General features: G+C 67.8%; 20 protein-coding genes. 15 read left to right on the top strand and 5 right to left on the bottom strand.

The window, feature by feature from the left end; genetic code table 11:
- Positions 1-17 precede the first annotated feature (17 nt).
- Positions 18-1,370, top strand: coding sequence for a RimK family alpha-L-glutamate ligase (locus tag EI982_RS16045; protein WP_157690645.1), 1,353 nt, complete (start codon positions 18-20; stop codon positions 1,368-1,370).
- A gap of 33 nt (positions 1,371-1,403) precedes the next feature.
- The gene (locus tag EI982_RS16040; RefSeq protein WP_157690644.1) at positions 1,404-2,459 is read left to right on the top strand and encodes a CNNM domain-containing protein; all 1,056 of its coding nucleotides are present in this window, start codon (positions 1,404-1,406) and stop codon (positions 2,457-2,459) included.
- On the opposite strand, the gene EI982_RS16035 is transcribed toward EI982_RS16040, so the two are convergent.
- The 3 genes from EI982_RS16035 to EI982_RS16025 all read right to left on the bottom strand — a co-directional run bounded on the left by EI982_RS16035 (position 2,456) and on the right by EI982_RS16025 (position 4,385).
- Positions 2,456-3,064, bottom strand: coding sequence for a DNA-3-methyladenine glycosylase family protein (locus EI982_RS16035; RefSeq protein ID WP_157690643.1), 609 nt, complete (start codon positions 3,062-3,064; stop codon positions 2,456-2,458). The genes EI982_RS16040 and EI982_RS16035 overlap by 4 nt on opposite strands.
- Positions 3,065-3,112: 48 nt before the next feature.
- Positions 3,113-3,562 (bottom strand): GNAT family N-acetyltransferase, encoded by a 450-nt coding sequence (locus tag EI982_RS16030; protein WP_157690642.1) that lies wholly within the window; start codon positions 3,560-3,562, stop codon positions 3,113-3,115.
- Positions 3,563-3,704: 142 nt separating this feature from the next.
- Positions 3,705-4,385 (bottom strand): DUF1405 domain-containing protein, encoded by a 681-nt coding sequence (locus tag EI982_RS16025; protein ID WP_157690641.1) that lies wholly within the window; start codon positions 4,383-4,385, stop codon positions 3,705-3,707.
- Between the two features lie 99 nt (positions 4,386-4,484).
- Here EI982_RS16025 and EI982_RS16020 point away from each other — a divergent pair, with 99 nt between their 5' ends.
- The 12 genes from EI982_RS16020 (at position 4,485) to carB (ending at position 15,321) form a co-directional block, all read left to right on the top strand.
- Entirely contained in the window at positions 4,485-5,486 is a 1,002-nt protein-coding gene (locus EI982_RS16020; RefSeq protein WP_157690640.1) for a succinylglutamate desuccinylase/aspartoacylase family protein, read from the top strand.
- A 98-nt stretch (positions 5,487-5,584) separates the two neighbouring features.
- Entirely contained in the window at positions 5,585-6,013 is a 429-nt protein-coding gene (gene sdhC / locus EI982_RS16015) for a succinate dehydrogenase, cytochrome b556 subunit (RefSeq protein ID WP_157690639.1), read from the top strand.
- On the top strand, positions 6,013-6,393 hold the full coding sequence (locus EI982_RS16010; RefSeq protein WP_157690638.1) for a succinate dehydrogenase/fumarate reductase transmembrane subunit: 381 nt from the start codon (positions 6,013-6,015) through the stop codon (positions 6,391-6,393). The genes sdhC and EI982_RS16010 overlap by 1 nt, the downstream gene beginning before the upstream one ends.
- On the top strand, positions 6,390-7,283 hold the full coding sequence (locus EI982_RS16005) for a succinate dehydrogenase/fumarate reductase iron-sulfur subunit (RefSeq protein WP_157690637.1): 894 nt from the start codon (positions 6,390-6,392) through the stop codon (positions 7,281-7,283). The genes EI982_RS16010 and EI982_RS16005 overlap by 4 nt, the downstream gene beginning before the upstream one ends.
- Positions 7,284-7,285: 2 nt before the next feature.
- Positions 7,286-9,115 (top strand): FAD-binding protein, encoded by a 1,830-nt coding sequence (locus EI982_RS16000; protein ID WP_157690636.1) that lies wholly within the window; start codon positions 7,286-7,288, stop codon positions 9,113-9,115.
- Between the two features lie 182 nt (positions 9,116-9,297).
- Positions 9,298-9,717 carry a type IV pilin domain-containing protein gene (locus EI982_RS15995; RefSeq protein ID WP_157690635.1) on the top strand — a complete coding sequence of 140 codons (420 nt, stop codon included), beginning with the start codon at positions 9,298-9,300 and terminating at the stop codon, positions 9,715-9,717.
- A gap of 249 nt (positions 9,718-9,966) precedes the next feature.
- On the top strand, positions 9,967-10,410 hold the full coding sequence (locus EI982_RS15990) for a type IV pilin domain-containing protein (protein ID WP_157690634.1): 444 nt from the start codon (positions 9,967-9,969) through the stop codon (positions 10,408-10,410).
- Positions 10,411-10,486: 76 nt separating this feature from the next.
- Positions 10,487-10,711 carry a DUF7996 family protein gene (locus tag EI982_RS15985; RefSeq protein ID WP_157690633.1) on the top strand — a complete coding sequence of 75 codons (225 nt, stop codon included), beginning with the start codon at positions 10,487-10,489 and terminating at the stop codon, positions 10,709-10,711.
- 63 nt (positions 10,712-10,774) lie between these two features.
- Positions 10,775-11,026 carry a DUF8006 family protein gene (locus tag EI982_RS15980; RefSeq protein ID WP_157690632.1) on the top strand — a complete coding sequence of 84 codons (252 nt, stop codon included), beginning with the start codon at positions 10,775-10,777 and terminating at the stop codon, positions 11,024-11,026.
- A 40-nt stretch (positions 11,027-11,066) separates the two neighbouring features.
- Positions 11,067-11,597: a DUF5815 family protein gene (locus tag EI982_RS15975; protein WP_157690631.1), complete on the top strand. Its 531-nt coding sequence runs from the start codon at positions 11,067-11,069 to the stop codon at positions 11,595-11,597.
- A gap of 72 nt (positions 11,598-11,669) precedes the next feature.
- Positions 11,670-11,882 carry a hypothetical protein gene (locus EI982_RS15970; protein ID WP_157690630.1) on the top strand — a complete coding sequence of 71 codons (213 nt, stop codon included), beginning with the start codon at positions 11,670-11,672 and terminating at the stop codon, positions 11,880-11,882.
- Between the two features lie 205 nt (positions 11,883-12,087).
- The gene (carB, locus tag EI982_RS15965; RefSeq protein WP_157690629.1) at positions 12,088-15,321 is read left to right on the top strand and encodes a carbamoyl-phosphate synthase large subunit; all 3,234 of its coding nucleotides are present in this window, start codon (positions 12,088-12,090) and stop codon (positions 15,319-15,321) included.
- 18 nt (positions 15,322-15,339) lie between these two features.
- Here carB and EI982_RS15960 read toward each other — a convergent pair whose 3' ends face one another.
- A complete protein-coding gene (locus EI982_RS15960) occupies positions 15,340-16,161 on the bottom strand; it encodes an NAD(+)/NADH kinase (RefSeq protein WP_157690628.1) in 822 nt (273 codons plus the stop codon).
- Between the two features lie 165 nt (positions 16,162-16,326).
- Here EI982_RS15960 and EI982_RS15955 point away from each other — a divergent pair, with 165 nt between their 5' ends.
- Positions 16,327-17,454 carry a KaiC domain-containing protein gene (locus EI982_RS15955; protein WP_157690627.1) on the top strand — a complete coding sequence of 376 codons (1,128 nt, stop codon included), beginning with the start codon at positions 16,327-16,329 and terminating at the stop codon, positions 17,452-17,454.
- Here the strand turns inward: EI982_RS15955 and EI982_RS15950 are convergent.
- Positions 17,451-18,116: a nitroreductase family protein gene (locus tag EI982_RS15950; RefSeq protein WP_157690626.1), complete on the bottom strand. Its 666-nt coding sequence runs from the start codon at positions 18,114-18,116 to the stop codon at positions 17,451-17,453. The genes EI982_RS15955 and EI982_RS15950 overlap by 4 nt on opposite strands.
- Positions 18,117-18,118: the final 2 nt, after the last annotated feature.

Here is an 18,118-nt window from a genome sequence, read left to right as displayed (position 1 = left end):
CCCGGGAACGAGCTGTCATGTCGAACGGTTCGGATGAGGGCGTCAGCGTCGGCGTGCTGTCGCTCCACAACAGCAAGGAGACGAAGGCGATTCTGAACGCGGTCGAGGACCTCGGCCACGATCCGGTGTGGCTCCGACAGGAGAACACGACCGTGACCATCGAGGACAGCACGGTCACGGTCGAACCGGACGTCGACGTGGTCACGAACCGGCTTCTCCTCTCGACGACGGGCGATCCCGCGGAGTTGCTGGGGCTGGCGACGACGTTCGAGCGGATCCGGCCGATGCTGAACGAGCCGGACGCGGTGTTGACCGCGATCCACAAGTTCGCGACGGCGGCGACGCTCGCCGACTGGAACGTACAGGTGCCCGACGCCTTCCTGGCGCTGTCGAACGAGGGACTCAACGAGGGGCGGGAACGGTTCGGCGACGTGGCCGTCTACAAGACCGCCATCGGCACCCACGGCGGCGGGACCTGGAAGGTCGACCTGACGGAGCCGGTCAATCCGCGGGTGGGCAACCGCCAGGCGTTCCTCCAGGAACTCGTGGAGCGCGACGAGAGCGAACACCGCGACCTGCGGGTGTACGTCGTCGACGACGAGATCGTCGGCGCGATGTACCGTTACGCGCCGGAGGGTGACTGGCGGACCAACGTCGCCCTGGGCGGGGCCGTGGCCGACGCCAGCGACGACCTCCCGGAGACGGCCGCGGAGACGGCGCTGTACACGACCGAGGTGATGGGACTCGACTACGCCGGCGTCGACCTCATCGAGGGCGAGGACGGCTGGTTCGTCCTCGAGATCAATCCCACGGCGGGGTTCAAGGGTCTGTACGAGGCGACGGGGGTCAGTCCGGCGCCCCACATCGCGAAACTGGCCATCGAGCGCGCCGGGGGGACGGTCGACGAGGAGCGCGTCCGACACCTCGCGGCGACGCTCGACGACTCGACGCCGGCGTGCAAGCCACGGACCCTCCCGCCGGAACAGGAGGATCTCCCGCTCATCGGCTACATCGAGGAGGTGATCGTCAGCGGGACGAGCGGGTCGACGCAGGTGATGGCCAAATCCGACACCGGGGCGACGCGGACCAGCATCGACACGGAGTTGGCCGCCGACATCGGCGCGGGACCGATCAAGAGCATGACGCGGATCCGATCGGGGAGCGTCAAGTCGGGGAAGGCCCGGCCGGTCGTCGACCTGGTCGTCGGTATCGGGGGTACCCAACACACCGTCACGGCGAGCGTCGAGGATCGGAGCCACATGGACTACCCCGTGTTGCTCGGCCGGGACGTGCTGGAGCGGTACCGCGTCGACGTGCGACGCCGCGCCGACGGCGAGGAGCGCGACGGGAGCGAGGTGCTGGAGGAGTAGATTTTTCAGCCTCGTTCCGGAACCGGTCGGGCGATGACCCCGCTGGAACTGACCGTTCGGCTCGTCGCCGGCGTCCTCCTCATCCTGGCGAACGGCTTTTTCGTCGCTATCGAGTTCGCGCTCACGCGGGTCCGCCAGTACCCCGAATCCGAGTTCGACACGCCGGCGCTGCGTCGCGCGTGGGAGATGACACAGGACCTCGAGATCTATCTCACGAGCTGTCAGGTCGGCATCACCGCCTCCAGCATCGCGGTGGGTATCGTCGCCGAACCGGCGCTCGCCGCGCTGTTCGAGCCGGTCTTCGCGGGGAGTGCTCTGGCCGGCGTGGGACTCGGCGCGCTGATCGCGTACGCGATCATCAACCTCCTCCATCTGACCCACGGGGAGCAGACGCCGACGTATCTCGGCGTCGAGCGCTCGAAGTTCGTCTGTCGGTACGGCGCCCGCCCACTCTACTGGTTCGCGTGGCTCATCTCGCCGGTGATGCGGATCGGCGACGGCGTGGCGAAGGCGACGCTCAAGCTGTTCGGCATCGAGATGACGGGGGCGTGGCTGGAGACCGAAGAGGAGGTGATCGAGTCGCGGGCGGACCTGCGCAACCGCCTCGGGTCCCTGCTCGCCGAGGGCGACCTCCCCGAGGAGCGCCAGGAGGAGGTGCTCAACGCGCTCGAAGCCGGCGAGACGGCGGTCGAGGAGGTGATGACCGACGCCGCGGACGTCGTCTCGCTGTCGACGACCGACTCCGTCGCTGAGAACCTGGCGGCGATCAGCGAGACGCCACACACCAGATTCCCGCTGTTCGGCGAGGACCAGTCCGACTTCCGGGGGATCGTCTACACGCCGTCGATCGTCACCCACATGGACGCCCTCGAAGCGGGGGACCGGACGTTCGAGGAGATCGCGGCCCCGCCGATGACGGTCACGGCCGACACCAGCCTCAGCGACGCCTTCGACCAGTTCCAGGCCGAGGATCAGGAACTCGCGCTGGTGCTAGCGGACGGCGAAGTGCGCGGTCTCGTCACCGCGACGGACACGCTAGAGGCCGTGATGGGCGAACTCGAGGACCCGCTGGACCGGGTATACGGCTAGTCCACCACCCGCACTTCCTCGACGGCGTCGGCGACGTCCTCCTCGACCTGCCACAGGTAGAGACTGGCGTAACTGCGGTACGGCGCCCAGCGCTCGGCCCGTTCGGCCATCGCTTCGCGGCCGATGTCGCCGTACAGCGTCCGCATCCCCTTGCGAACTCCCAGATCTCCGACCGGGAACACGTCGGGACGACCGAGGGAGAACATGAGCTGCATCTTCGCGGTCCACGTCCCGACCCCGGTGATGGCTGTGAGTTCGTCGATCACCGCCCGGTCGTCCATCCCCGCGAACGAGTCGAGCGTGTAGCCACGATCACGGAAGGCCGCCGCGACGTTCGTCACGTACCGCGTCTTCTGCCGGGACAGCCCCGCGTCACGGAGGGTATCCGTCTCCGCGTCGAGTATCCCCTCGGGGGTCACCTCGACTGCCTCGAAGAGGCGTCGCCGCGTGGCCGCCGCGGACGCCATCGACACCTGCTGGCGGAGGATGGAGACGACGAAGCGGGCGAAGAAGTCGTCGGCCGGATCGATCGAGAGGTGGCCGTGGCGCTCGATCAGCGGCCGGAAGTCGGGATCGGTCCGGAGGGCGTCGATTGCCTCGTCCATACCGGCGGTGAGCGGGCCACGGTCATAAGCGGCCTGCCGCGAGCGCCGTCACGCGGTGTCGTCTCGGACGAGTTCCTTCTTGAACGTATAGCAGAACCGCTCCATACCGAGTTCGTCCTCGTAGAAACGGTGTGCGTCGCTCCGCCAGAGACCGGATTCGAGCGTGATGCTCTCGCAGTTTCGCTCGCGTGCCCAGTCCTCGAGGAACGCCATGAGACGGCTGCCGTGGCCCTCGGAACGGCGGTCGGTTCGCGTGACCAGATCGTACACGAACAGGTGGCGCCCGTTGTAGAAGTTCGTTCGGAGCGCGACGCCCGCGACGGAGACAACCTCCCCGCGTCGGAAGAGCGCGAACAGGCGGTACCCCTCCTCGTGCATCCTGCGCAGCCGGTCGATGAACTGGTCTTCGGACAGGTGTTCGCGGAGTTGACTGAGCACGGGAAACGCGGCACGCCACTCGGCTTCGGTCGTCAGTTCTCGAACGTCGGATGTGCTCACACCGCACGGTTCGGGATCCGGTACCAAAACGGTATCCACCCCGTCGCACGGTCGGCGGACGGATCGGAGGGCCACCCCGCCATCGGTCGCCGGAGGGAGGCTCGACCACTGCGAGACCGGGTGGACAGTGCCGACGGTCCCGTCACGTTCCGGCCGGCGCCAGCGGATCGAAGTCGTCGGGTCGGTCGAACAGGCGGTGCGCGGCGGCGACGGCCCCCACCGAGAGGAGGAGCGTCGCGAGGATCAGCGGCACCCCGGGGTCGTACCGGAGCGGCGGGTGGTAGCCGAGCGCGTAGTCGAAGACGTCGTTCAGGAGGAGGGCGGCGAGGGCGGCCTTCAGCGCCCGGTCGGTCGTCCGGCCGTAGTAGGGGATCACGAGCGCCTCGACGACGAACAGCAGGTGGGTGAGGACGATGCCCCAGTAGTCCCAGAGGGCGGCGCCGGCGAAGCCGAGATACTGTTCCGGGTGGAGGTTGAGGGCGACGACGGTCCAGAGGCCGTACTTGACGAGCCAGACGAACGCGAAGGTGTGGAGGTAGACGAGCGGCGTGTTCGTCGGCGCGTCGGCGACGCGACGGCGGCCGAGGAGCGGCAGGAGCGTCGAAAGGGAGAGCGTCACGAGTGCGAGCGCGGTGGGGGAGTCGGCGAAAAGCGGGTAGAGGAAGGTGGGGAGGTCCGCGAGGGAGGTCGGCGAGGCGTTGACGTAGAAGCTGACGCCGACGAGGAAGGCGGCGCCGTTGGCGACCAGGAGCGTCGAGAGGCTGGGCGCGTTACCGAGGTAGTACTCCACGTATCGCCCGGCGTCGAACGAGACCGAGACCATCGATGGGTTGCAGGGGCGGTCGGTGGTAAAAGCTGTCGCGTCCGGCCGTCGCCGGCGTCGGTTCGACCATTTAAGTAGGCGCCCCGCGGAGTGAGGAGTATGACTGCGGACGCGGCCTTCACGTACGACGGCGGGAAGGTCGCCCCCGGGGAGCGACAGAACCTCCGGTATCGAGTCAGCGAGACGTATCTCGGCGACCCGGTACGCATCCCGGTCACCGTGATCAACGGGGAGCGGCCGGGGCCGACGCTGTATCTCTCGGCGGCCGCCCACGGCGACGAACTCAACGGCATCGCGGTGGTGCGGTCGGTGGCCTACGACTGGGACCTGACGGACCTGGCGGGGACCGTCGTCTGTCTCCCCGTGTTGAACGTCCCCGGCTTTCTCACCCAGCAGCGGTATCTACCGATCTACGACCGCGACCTGAACCGATCGTTCCCGGGCGATCCGACCTCGACGAGCGCCAAGCGGATGGCCCACTCCATCTTCCGGAACTTCGTGGAGCCGTGTGATCTGGGCATCGACTTCCACACCTCGACGCGGGGGCGGACCAACACCCTCCACGTGCGCGCCGACGTGGACCGCCCGGCGGTGTCTCGGCTGGCACACGCGTTCGGGGCGAGCGTCGTCGTCGACGGCGAGGGGAGCGATGGGACCCTCCGCGGGGAGGCCACGCGCGCGGGCGTTCCCACGATCACGGTGGAGATGGGCGAGGCCCACCGGTTCGAGCGGTCGCTCATCGACGAGGCCCTCGCGGGCGTCCGAAGCGTCTTCGCCGAGTACGGTCTCGACGAACGGGGTCGGGTTCGGTGGCCGGGGTGGCGGACGGTGGTGACCGAGAAGACGTGGATCCGGGCCGACGCCGGCGGCATCGTCGACATGCATTACGACCGCGGGGAGGCGGTGCGAGAGGGCGAACGGGTCTGTACGGTCACCGATCCGTTCAAAGCCGACGGGACGCCGATCCGGGCGCCGTTCACCGGGGTGTTGCTCGGGGTGCTGGAGAACCCGGTCGTCTACCCCGGCAACCCGATCTGCCACCTGGCCGAACTCGACGATTCGACGGCGCGGATCGTCGAGCGACGAGCGGCGGATCGATGATCGACGGGATCGGAAGACGGCGGGGAAGCGAGCGAGCGCGTGTGGCGGGCTCCCGTACGTAACTTCTATACCACGCCGGTCCCGACTCCCGGACGAGCATGAGTCAGTCCTACGATCGGGGCCTCATCGAGGACTTCGGCCGGTGGCGGGAGTTCTCGGCGGGAATGTGGGCCTGGATCTTCCACAAGTTCACCGGGTGGGTGCTGGTCGGGTATCTGTTCACCCACGTCGCCGTGCTGAGTACGGCCCTTACGTCGGCGAGCGCCGATCCCGCGACGGTCGCGGCGAACCAGGACCTCTACACGCAGACGATCCGGACGCTGGAGAGCCTGCTGGTGGTCCGCGTTCTCGAGGTCGGACTGCTGGCGGTGGCGGTGTTCCACATCCTGAACGGGACGCGCCTCCTCCTGGTCGACCTCGGGATCGGTCTGGAGTCCCAGGATCGGAGCTTCTACGCGTCGCTGATCCTGACCGGCGCCATCGTCGTCGCGAGCGTCCCCACGTTCCTCGCGGGGGTGTCGCTCTGATGGCCGAGCGCTACTCGTCGTTCCGGAAGGGCGGCCGCCTGTGGCTCTGGCAGCGCATCACCGCCGCCTTCCTCATCGTGGTCCTCGCCTTCCATTTCTTCCTCCTCCATTTCGTCCACCACGCCGACGAGGTGACCTTCCTGATGAGCGCCAACCGGATGGAGACGTGGAGCTACTACTCGCTGATGGTCCTCTTTCTGGTGACCGCGACGTTCCACGGCGTCAACGGGGTCTACAACGCCCTGATCAACGTGGGGCTGTCGGGGACCAAACGGCAGGTCGTCAAGGGGGTCCTCGTCGTCGCGAGCCTCCTCCTCCTCGTACAGGGCTTCCGAACCGCGAACGCCTGGGCGGGCATCGACCTCCTCCCGATACTATGAGCACGCAACGACCCGAGACCGAGACCGAGACGGAGAGCGCGGAAACCGACGCCGAGGCGGCCGAGGGGACGCCGAAGGAGCGGCGCCTCGACGAGAAGCGCCGCCGCGCCGAGGAACGCGAGCGAAAGCGAGTCGAGGAGGCCGAACGCGTCGCGGCCGACGCGGAGCGATACCACCTGAAGGTGTTCCGCTACGATCCGGAGGTGGCGGGCAAACAGGAGCCACGCTTCGACGACTTCCACGTCCCCTACGAGACGGGAATGACGGTGCTGGACGCGCTCATCTACGCCCGCGACGAGTTCGACGCCAGTCTCACCTTCCGACACTCCTGTCGCCAGGCGATCTGTGGCTCGGACGCGCTGTTCATCAACGGCCGCCAGCGCCTCGGCTGTCAGACCCAGCTCTCTGATCTCGATCAGCCGGTGCGGATCGAACCGCTCCCCCACCAAGAGGTGGTGAAGGATCTGGTCGTGGACATGGAACATTTCTACGACCAGATGGAGTCGGTCGAGCCGTACTTCCAGACGACCGACCGACCGGACGGCGAACTGGAGGAACAACGCCAGAGCCGGGAGAACCGCGAGAAGATCAAGACCTCGACCCGGTGTATCTGGTGTGGGGCCTGCATGTCCTCCTGTAACATCGCGGCGGGCGACAACGAGTATCTCGGCCCGGCGGCGATCAACAAGGCCTACCGCTTTGCCATGGACGAGCGGGAGGGCGAGGAGATGAAACAGCGTCGGCTGGAGATCGTCGAGGAGGAACACGGCGTCTGGCGGTGTCAGACGCAGTTCTCCTGTACCGAGGTGTGTCCGAAGGATATCCCCCTGACCGAACACATCCAGGAGCTGAAACGCGAGGCAGTCAAGAGCAACCTGAAGTTTTGGTAACCATGTACGAATACGACGTCATCGTGGTCGGCGCGGGCGGGGCGGGCCTGCGCGCGGCCATCGCGGCACAGGAAGCGGGCGCGGACGTGGCGATGGTCACGAAACTCCACCCCGTCCGGAGTCACACGGGCGCAGCGGAAGGCGGGATCAACGCCGCGCTCCGCGAGGGCGACGACTGGGAGCTCCACGCCTACGACACGATGAAGGGCGCGGACTACCTGGCCGACGCGCCGGCGGCGGAGGCGCTGACCCAAGAGAGCCCCGAGGAGGTCATCCAACTCGAACACTGGGGGATGGCGTTCTCCCGTGACGACGACGGGCGCGTCTCCCAGCGTCCCTTCGGCGGCCTGTCGTTCCCGCGGACGACCTACGCGGGCGCGGAGACGGGCCATCACCTCCTGCATACGCTGTACGAGCAGGTGGTGAAACGCGGCATCGACGTCTTCGACGAGTGGTACGTGCTGAACCTCGCCGTCTCGGACGAGGAGCGCCCCGAGGACCGGACCTGCCACGGCGTCGTGGCCTACGAGACGGCGACGGGGAACGTGGAGGCCTTCACCGCCCGGGACGGCGTGATCCTCGCCACCGGCGGCCTGGGCCAGGTGTACGACCACACCACGAACGCGGTGGCCAACACCGGCGACGGAGTGGCGATGGCCTACCGCGCCGGCGTCCCTGCCGAGGACATGGAGATGATCCAGTTCCACCCGACGACGCTCCCCTCGACGGGCGTCCTGATTTCGGAGGGCGTCCGCGGCGAGGGCGGTATCCTCTACAACGACGAGGGCGAGCGGTTCATGTTCGAACACGGGTACGCCAAAAACGACGGCGAACTCGCCTCCCGGGACGTCGTCTCCCGCGCCGAGCTGACCGAGGTCAACGAGGGTCGCGGCATCGAGGACGAGTACGTCCACCTCGACATGCGCCACCTCGGCGAGGAGCGCATCCTCGACCGCCTGGAGAACATCCTCCACCTCGCGGAGGACTTCGAGGGCGTCGACGGGCTGGAGGAACCGATGCCGGTCAAGCCCGGGCAACACTACGCCATGGGCGGTATCGAGACGGACGAGTTCGGGCGGACCTGCGTCGACGGGCTCTACGCCGTCGGCGAGTGTGCCTGTGCGAGCGTCCACGGGTCGAACCGTCTGGGCGGGAACGCCCTGCCGGAGTTGATCGTCTTCGGCAAGCGGGCGGGACGACACGCCGGCGGCGAGGACCTGGGCGACCCACGCATCCCCGTCGGTCGGACCGGCGAGGTCGAACCGGGTGACGTCGAGACGCCGGTCGAACTCGGCGAGCCCTGGGGCGCGGCCGCCGTCGCCGACGGCGGCGCGGCCGCCGAGGCGGCCGAGGCCGTCGTCGAACGGACGCTCGAACGCGAGCGCGAGCGGATCGACCGCCTCCTCGAACGCGACGAGGGGACCCAACACGCGGACATCCGCGCGGCGGTCCAGCGGACGATGACCGAGAACGTCAACGTCTTCCGCGAGGAGAGCGCGCTGAAGGAGGCGCTGGTCGACATCCACGCCGCGCGCCAGCGCTACCGCGACGTCTACGTCGCGGATCCGTCGAGCACCTACAACACGGACCTGATCCAGACTATCGAGACGCGCAACCTGCTCGATATCGCCGAGATGATCACCGTGGGCGCGCTCGCCCGCGAGGAGTTCCGTGGTGCTCACTGGCGCAAGCAGTACCAGGAGCGCCGCGACGACGAGTGGCTCAAACACACGATGGTCTCGTGGTCGGACGGCTCGCCCGAACTCTGGTACAAGCCGGTCGTCCTGGAGGGCGAGGCGGGCGCCTACGAGCCGAAAGAGCGGAGCTACTGAGAACGGCCCGACGTCGGTCCGACCGGTGGACCGCCACGTCGTGTCAACTCCCTAATTACATGAGACGATAATTGGCCGGTTGATTTATCCCTCACGGCCGCATCTCTTTCACCGACACACGTCGAGGCGTGCCCGCGCGGGAGCTTCTCCCCCCGGCTCCGGCCCGGCGTGTCAAGACAACCATGAACTTCAAAGAACTACTGACGGAGGATCGGGCGGTCAGCCCGGTCATCGGCGTCATCCTGATGGTGGCCATCACCGTCATCCTCGCCGCCGTCATCGGTACCTTCGTCCTCGGACTGGGCGACCAGGTCAGCGAGAGCGCACCGCAAGCCAGCTTCAGCTTCGACTTCAACGTCACGGACAACAGCAGCGTCACGATCACCCACGAGGGTGGCGAAACGCTGGAGAACAGCAACATCGGCGTCAGCGGCGACAACGGAGCCCCGAACGGTGCCAACAACTTCACCGGTGATACGATTACGGCGGGCGACTCCTCGGTGTACGGCAGCATCGATGCCGGCGAGACGATCCGCGTCGTCTGGACCAACCCCGCCGGTGGCTCGACGAACACCATCGCCCGCGCCACCGCACCGCAGTAATCGACGCCGTCCCGACTTTTCGGTTTTTATCGACGCACCCGACCAGTCGGCGGTAGATCTCCGTGATACCCCCCGTATCGATGCGACGGCATGACCCTCGTTCCCGACGGTTTTGCCTCTGGATATCATCAGGGATAATTTATGGGCGAGCTTATTACGCTCCGGCCTCTCTGTGGCCTCACACACGTCGAGGCGTGCCCGCGCGGGAGCTTCATCCCCCCGGCTCCGGCCCGGCGTGTCAAGACACCCATGAACTTCAAAGAACTACTGACGGAGGATCGGGCGGTCAGCCCGGTCATCGGCGTCATCCTGATGGTCGCGATCACCGTCATCCTCGCCGCTGTCATCGGCACCTTCGTCCTCGGACTGGGCGACCAGGTCAGCGAGAACGCACCGCAAGCCAGCTTCAGCTTCGACTTCGACGGCGGGGCCGACGGGGATTTCACCGGAGGCAGCGACGATCTGGTGAACATCACCCACGAGGGCGGTGAGACGTTGGACGCCGGCGAGATCAGTGTCCAAGGAGATGGAACGAACACTCTGACTGGAGACCCCGCATTCAGCGGTGTCATCAACGCGAGCACCACCGCCACGTACGAAAACGTCGATTCCGGCGAGACGATCCGCGTCGTCTGGACCAACCCCTCCGGCGGCAGCACGAACACCATCGCGCGCTCGACCGCACCGCAGTAACGCGCCGATCGGCTACCGTTTTTTCGCGACGGATCGGAACCGCCAGTATCAGTACCGACGGGACCCTACGCCCCGTATGGACACCGACACGTTGCTGACGCGGGACACCCTGCTCGTGATCGCCCTCCTCGTCGTCGGCATCGGCGGGTCGGGGATCGCCCGCGGACTGCTCGCCGAACGGGGGTACGACGTCCTCGGGTCGGCCGTGTTCGTGCTCGGCTACGGGACGATGGTCGCGCTGCTGTGGTGGGGGTGGCTCAGGCCGCTCGACATCACCGGGCCGAGCGACCGACGGGAGTAGGGGGGCGACGGCCGTCGGTAAACGGAACTTTAATGCCCGATTCCGGGCGAGTTGTGAGTAGGAATGCTCCCGTTACAGGTCATCGACAGTTTCCTGCTCAACTACAACGTCGGGCAGGCGCTGTTGCTGTTTTTCATCCTCGCCACGGTCGGGGCGCTGCCGCTGAAATCGAGGCGGATCATGGCCATCAACGTGACCGTCTTCGGTCTGGTGTTCATCATGACGCCACAGTCGCTGGCGCCGATCCACTACCTGTTCCTCGGCATCGTCCTGCTGGTCGTCGGGCCGGTGCTGTGGGTGACGGCCGAGCGGTGAGGAGCGCGACGTTTAACCGGGCGAGGATGCAACCCGAGGTATGACGAAACCGGGTGTCCCCGGCGACACACGTACGATCGACCTCCCCTGTGGGGAGACCGTGCCGGTCACGGAGTTCGACCTCGGGATGCGGGAGTTCGAGTGTGCCTGCGGCGACGCCCACGCCGTCGTGGTGGACGTCCACCCGCCGGAGCGGTTCCTGCCGGAGTTCCTGGTCGAGGTGTTGCGGGAGACGGTCGAGACGACCAGCGAGGAGATGCCGGAGTTCGACACCCCCCACCTGCTCGGTGTCGTCCTCGAGGAGTTCCCCGCCCGCGTGGCGACGGCGGACCTGAGCGAGGAGGGCGACGTGGGCTATGCCCTCCTGTGGGTGACGGACTTCGACGCGCGTCGCCTCCACGAGATCATCGTCGAACTCGTGGTGGAACTGATGGAACACGCGGTCAGTCATGCCGAGGACGACGCCACGATCGAGGAGTTCGAGCGACGGATGCTCGATTTCGACGTCTCGACGTTCGTCGAGCAGTACCGATCGGAGCGGGACCTGGACGCCGACGACGTATACGTGTGAGTTACGCCGTCTGACAGTCGTCGGACGGTCGTCTCACTGAACACTAAGGCGTTCCCGGCCGTTGTAGGACGTATGCGCCCCCAGTCGACGCAGTACGAGAAACTCCGGGGCGTGCTCTCCGAGGCCGACGAGCCGTTGACCGCCCGTGAGATCCTGTCGCTCCTGGAGGAGCACGAGGAGTTCGAGAGCGCCCACCGCGTCGCGACGGTTCTCGGCCGGTGGGCCGAGGAGGGCGACGTAGAGGTCCTCCAGGGCAGTCCGTATCGGTACCGACTGAACACGTAACGGGTCCCACCTGACGAGCGACCGACCCTCGGGAGCGACCGCTCGGGCGACGCGACGACGGCCGAGTTCGGCGGACACACCGCCGCTCACACCGACACCGTGGGACGGCGGACCGCGCGACCGTCAGTTTCGAAATCCGTAATCCAGTTGCGTATCTCGTACTGTTCCGTCGGGCTTATTACGATGTGCGGACTCCGATCGGATGATGACCGACGAGGCCACCGTGGCGGACACCTCCGCCACCGAATCCGAGAACCGGACGATACTGTTGATCGGAAGCGGTCCGATCCAGATCGGACAGGCCGCCGAGTTCGACTACTCCGGCGCGCAGGCCTGCCGAGCCCTGCAGGAGGAGGGCGCTCGGGTCGTCCTCGTCAACTCGAACCCCGCGACGATCATGACGGACCCGGAGATGGCCGACCGGGTCTACATCGAACCCATCACGACCGAGGCCATCGCGGAGATCATCCGGCAGGAGCAGCCGGACGGCGTGATCGCCGGCCTCGGCGGGCAGACGGGGCTGAACGTCACCGCCGAACTCGCCGAGGAGGGCGTCCTCGACGAACACGACGTCGATATCATGGGGACCCCCCTCGACACCATCTACGCGACCGAGGACCGCGACCTCTTCCGCAAGCGCATGGAGAAGATCGGCCAGCCGGTGCCGGCCTCGACGACCATCGTCCTCGACGACGACGAGTCGGCCGAGGCGATGAGCGAGGACGCCCTCCGTGACCGGGTCGCGGCCGCCGTCGAGGAGGTCGGCGGCCTCCCCGTCATCGCCCGGACGACCTACACGCTCGGCGGGTCCGGATCGGGCGTCGTCGACGACATGGACAAGCTCGTCGAGCGGGTCCGGAAGGGGCTTCGCCTCTCGCGGAACGACGAGGTGCTCATCACGGAGTCCATCGCGGGCTGGGTCGAACTGGAGTACGAGGTGATGCGCGACGCCGACGACTCGACGATCATCATCTGCAACATGGAGAACATCGATCCGATGGGCATCCACACGGGCGAGTCGGTCGTCGTCACACCCTCGCAGGTGATCCCCGACGAGGGCCACCAGGAGATGCGCGACGCCGCGCTCGAAGTCATCCGCGAACTCGGCATCCAGGGCGGCTGTAACATCCAGTTCGCGTGGCACGACGACGGCACGCCGAGCGGCGAGTACCGCGTCGTCGAGGTGAACCCCCGCGTCTCCCGCTCCTCGGCGCTGGCCTCGAAGGCGACGGGCTACCCCATCGCCCGCGTCACCGCGAAGGTCGCGCTCGGCAAGCGCCTCCACGAGATCGAAAACGAGATCACCGGCGAGACGACGGCGGCGTTCGAACCCGCCATCGACTACGTGGTGACGAAGGTCCCGCGGTGGCCGATCGACAAGTTCGACGACGTGGACTTTACGCTCGGCCCGGCGATGAAGTCGACGGGCGAGGCGATGTCCATCGGCCGCACCTTCGAGGAGTCGCTGTTGAAGGCGCTTCGCTCCTCGGAGTACGACCCGGCGGTCGACTGGATCGACGTGGACGACGAGACCCTCGAACGCGAGTATCTGGAGCGCCCGAGCCCGGACCGGCCCTACGCCATCTTCGAGGCGTTCGACCGCGGCTACACCGTCGAGGACGTCGTCGGCCTGACCGACATCAAGGAGTGGTACGTCGAGCGGTTCAAGCGCGTCGCCGACTCGGTGGCGGCCGCCGCCGAGGGCGACTTCACCGAGGCCGCCGTCAAGGGCGTCACCAACGCCGAAATCGCCTCGACGGCCGGCACCGACGTCGGGAGCGTCGAGACGTCGGTCCCCGGGCGCACCTACAAGCAGGTCGACACCTGCGCCGGCGAGTTCGCGGCCCAGACGCCGTACTACTACTCCTCGCGCAAGCCGGAGTTCGTCACCGGGCCGTTCGAGGGCGACGCCGCGGCCGGCGAACTGCGCGTCGACCGCGACGTCGAGAGCGTCGTCGTCGTCGGTGGGGGCCCCATCCGCATCGGCCAGGGCGTGGAGTTCGACTACTGTTCGGTCCACGCCATCCAGGCGCTTCGCGAGGAGGGAATCGACGCCCACGTCGTCAACAACAACCCCGAGACGGTGTCGACGGACTACGACACCTCCGACGGCCTCTTCTTCGAACCCATCACCGCCGAGGAGGTCGCGGACGTGGTCGAGGCCGCCGACGCCGACGGCGTGATGGTACAGTTCGGCGGACAGACCTCGGTCAACATCGGCCACCCGCTGGAGGCGGAGCTGGAGCGCCGCAGCCTCGACTGTGAGATCCTCGGGACGAGCGTCGACGCCATGGACCTCGCGGAGGACCGCGACCGGTTCAACCGCCTGATGGACGAGCGCGGTATCGCCCAGCCGGAGGGGGGCTCCGCCACCAGCGAGAGCGAGGCGATCGAACTCGCCAACGACATCGGCTACCCCGTGCTGGTGCGCCCCTCCTACGTCCTGGGCGGGCGCGCGATGGACGTGGTCTACGGCGACGACGAACTGAAGGAGTACATCGAGGAGGCGGTTCGGGTCTCGCCCGACAAGCCGATCCTCATCGACGACTTCCTCGAGGACGCGGTCGAACTCGACGTCGACGCCGTCGCCGACGGCGAGGACGTGTTGATCGGCGGCGTGATGGAACACGTCGAGTCGGCGGGCGTCCACTCCGGCGACTCGGCGTGTATGATCCCGCCGCAGGCCGACGAGGTCCGCGACGTGATGGATCGGGTCCGCGAGGTAACCCTCGAAATCGCCCGCGAACTCGACACCGTGGGGCTGTTGAACGTCCAGCTCGCGGTCAAGGACGGCACGGTGTACGTCCTCGAGGCGAACCCGCGGTCCTCGCGGACGGTCCCCTTCGTCTCGAAGGCGACGGGCGTCCCCATCGCCAAGCTCGCGGCGAAGGTGATGGCCGGCGACGACCTCGCCGACCTCGACGTCGAGGAACGGATCCCCGAGCAGGTGAGCGTCAAGGAGGTCGTCCTGCCGTTCGACCGCCTGGAGGGGAGCGACCCCCGCCTGGGGCCGGAGATGAAATCGACCGGCGAGGTCATGGGCACGGCCCAGCACTTCGGCAAGGCCTACGAGAAGGCCCAGTCGGCGACGGGGAAGGCCATCCCGACCGAGGGGACCGCCGTGGTCGACCTCTCGGCCGAGGAGTTCCCCGCCCCCGACAGCGAGGCCGGTCAGGCCCTGCTCGATGGCTTCGGCGACTTCTTCGACGTGCGGGAGTTCGACGACCTCCGCAAGGCCATCCGCACGGGCGAGGTGGACGTGATCGTCTCGCGGAACCGCGAGGCCCTCGAAGTCGCCGTCGAAGAGGACGTGACCTACTTCTCGACGCACGCCTCCGCGAAGGCCGTACTGGAGGGGCTTCGCCACCACGACGACCCGATGGACGTGCAGGCAATCTCGGACCGTCCGAAGCGGCGGACGGAGTGGGGCGGCGAGTAGCGGCCTGCGCCGACCCGATCAGTCCAGTTTCCCGAGCGCCTCGAAGAAATCGGCGGCGGGGCCGGCGACCCGCATCGGCGAGTCGGCCCGCGCGACGCTGACCTCCGCGGGCGGCGCGAGCTCCTGTAACACCCGCCCGTCGCCGACGACGACCGCCCGGTCGGCCCCGGAGACGGTCACGCTGACCGTACTGTCCGGGCCGACCACCAGGGGCGGCATCCCATCGCTCGCACACATCTCGTTGACCACGATGGCGTCGACGCCGGGGTGGACCAGCGGCCCGGACTCGCTGAGGTTGTAGGCGGTACTCCCCGTCGGCGTGGCGACGAGGAGTCCGTCGGCGTGCCCGTCGGAGTACCGCTTCCCGTCGACGCTGACCTCGATGTCGACCCCGCCACCGGGGCCCCGGATCGACCCCTGGACGACCACCTCGTTGGTCGTGGGGGGCGCGGTCCAGCCGTCGCCGCTGGCGGCCAGTCGCGGCGCCTCGTGGACGGTCAACTCGCCGGCGCGGAACGCGGCCACCTCGTCGAGGACGACGTCGACCGCCTCCTCGGGGCCGACGGCGTTGAGGAAGCCGACCTCCCCGAGGTTGACGCCGAGGATCGGCGTGCCGTCGGCCCCGCGGGCGGCAAAGAGGAAGGTACCGTCGCCGCCGATGCTGACCACGAGGTCGCAGTCGTCGAACGCCTCGATGGGCGTCCCCTCGACGTCGAGCGTCTCGGCGGTGGTAGTGTCGACGGCCACCGTCACGTCCGCCTCGCGGAGTCGCCGGCGCAATTCGGCGGCGAGAAAGGCCGCCCGGCCGTTGTCCTTCTGTGCGACGAGACCGACGTGCATACCCCGGCCTCGCCCCCGGGAGAAAAAAGCCCACCGGAGACAACATTCATGATACCTCCGTTCGGAGTGCATCCCGATGGCGCAGTACGTGCCGACGACCGTCGGGCCCGGCCGCGGGGACCGGCGGACGGGTCGTCACCGCCGACGCCGTGGACGTGAGCGTCCATGAGTGGAGACGACGACTGGTTCGAACGGGCCGTCGGCGAGGCCGACGACGACGCGGAGGGAGACGAGGAACGCGAGACGACCGAGCCGGATGTCGACCCGTCGGACGACGACTCGGAGCGGCCGGACGCCGAACCCGACACCCCCGACCCGGACGCGTTCGAGGGGTTCGGGGACGAGTCGGGAGGGTCCGGCGCCGCGGTCGACCCCGATAGCGGGGACGACGACGGATCGCCCTTCGAGGAGGACTTCGCGAGCGCCTTCCAGAACGCCCCGGACCCGGAGGGTGGGTTCGGTGGCGGCGGTCCGGGGCCGGGTGGCGGTCCGGGCGAGGCCGGGCCGGAGGCGGACTTCGGCGGTGGTTCGGGGGGCCCCGGCGCCCCCGACGGCGCCTCCGCCGAGGACTTCGACGAGAACGAGTTCGAGTCGGCCATCGAGCGGATCGACCTCGGCATCGACGGGCTCGACGACATGATCCTCGGAGGCGTGCCGAAGCGGTCCCTGATTTCGGTCATCGGATCGGCCGGGACCGGGAAGACGACCTTCGGGCTCCAGTTTCTCAACCGGGCACTGGCCGACGGGAAGCGCGGGGTCTACGTGACCCTAGAGGAGAGCACCGACCGCATCTACGACACCGCCGAGGAGAAGGGCTGGTCGTTCGTCGAGTACGCCGACGAGGAGCGACTCGCGATCGTTCACCTCGACCCGGTCGAGATGGCGAACAGCCTGTCGAGCATCCGGAACGACCTGCCCGACCTGGTCAAGGCGTTCGGCGCGGACCGCCTCGTCCTCGACTCGGTGTCGCTGCTGGAGATGATGTACGACCACCCCTCCGACCGCCGGAGCGAGGTGTACCAGTTCACCCGCTCGCTCAAGGAGGCGGGGGTAACGACGCTCGTGACCAGCGAGGCCAGCGGCGACAACCCGTACAGCTCCCGCTACGGGATCATCGAATATCTCGCGGACGCGGTGTTCGTCCTGCAGTACGTCCGCCCGTCCGACTTCCAGGAGACGCGACTGGCCGTCGAGATCCAGAAGATCCGGGACGCGAACCACTCCCGGGAGACCAAACCCTACGAGATCACCAACGAGGGGCTCAGCGTCTACCGGCAGGCGAACATCTTCTAGTCGTCGGCGGACGCGGGCGCCTCGCGGGCGACGGGGTCGAAGCCGTCGAAGTGGACGAACTCCTCGGTCGAGCGGCGGAACTTCCGGGGCCGTTCGAGGTCGGCGGCCTCCTCGGCGGGGTGGCCGAGGGTGACGAGCATGACGGGTTCGTAGTCGGCGGGGACGTCGAACTCGTCGTGGAGGGCCGCGGCGTCGTAGCCGCCCATCGGACAGGACGCGATACCGCGGTCCCACGCGGCGTGCATGAGGGCCATGGCCGCGAGGGTACAGCTCTGGACGGTCCAGACGCGACGCGTCTCCGCGTCGGCGTCGGCGAGGCCGTCGACGGTGTCGAGACGGGCCTCGGCGGCGTCCTCGTTCGGGAGGTAGCCTTTCTCCAGCAGGTCCGCCGTGACGCGCTCGGCGTGGTCGCTCGGATCGAGGGTGCCGAGGACGACCACCGCGGCCGCCGCGTCGGTGACGTGTTCCTGGCCGTAGGCGACCGACTGCAGGCGTTCGAGGTCCTCGCCCTGGACGACGAGGAACTCCCACGGCTGGAGGTTGAACGAGGAGGGGGCGAACCGTACGTCCTCGAAGAGATCGACGAGCGTGTCGTCGTCGATATCCGTGTCGGCGTACTGGTGAACGGACCGGCGGGTGTGAATGAGGTCGTCGAACTCCATCA

Origin of the sequence: Haloplanus salinarum (assembly GCF_009762275.1) — an archaeon.
In the GTDB taxonomy this organism is placed as follows: Archaea; Halobacteriota; Halobacteria; order Halobacteriales; family Haloferacaceae; genus Haloplanus; species Haloplanus salinarum.
The sequence above is the reverse complement of the archived record's forward strand: the minus strand, read 5'-3'. Positions and strand labels throughout refer to the sequence as shown.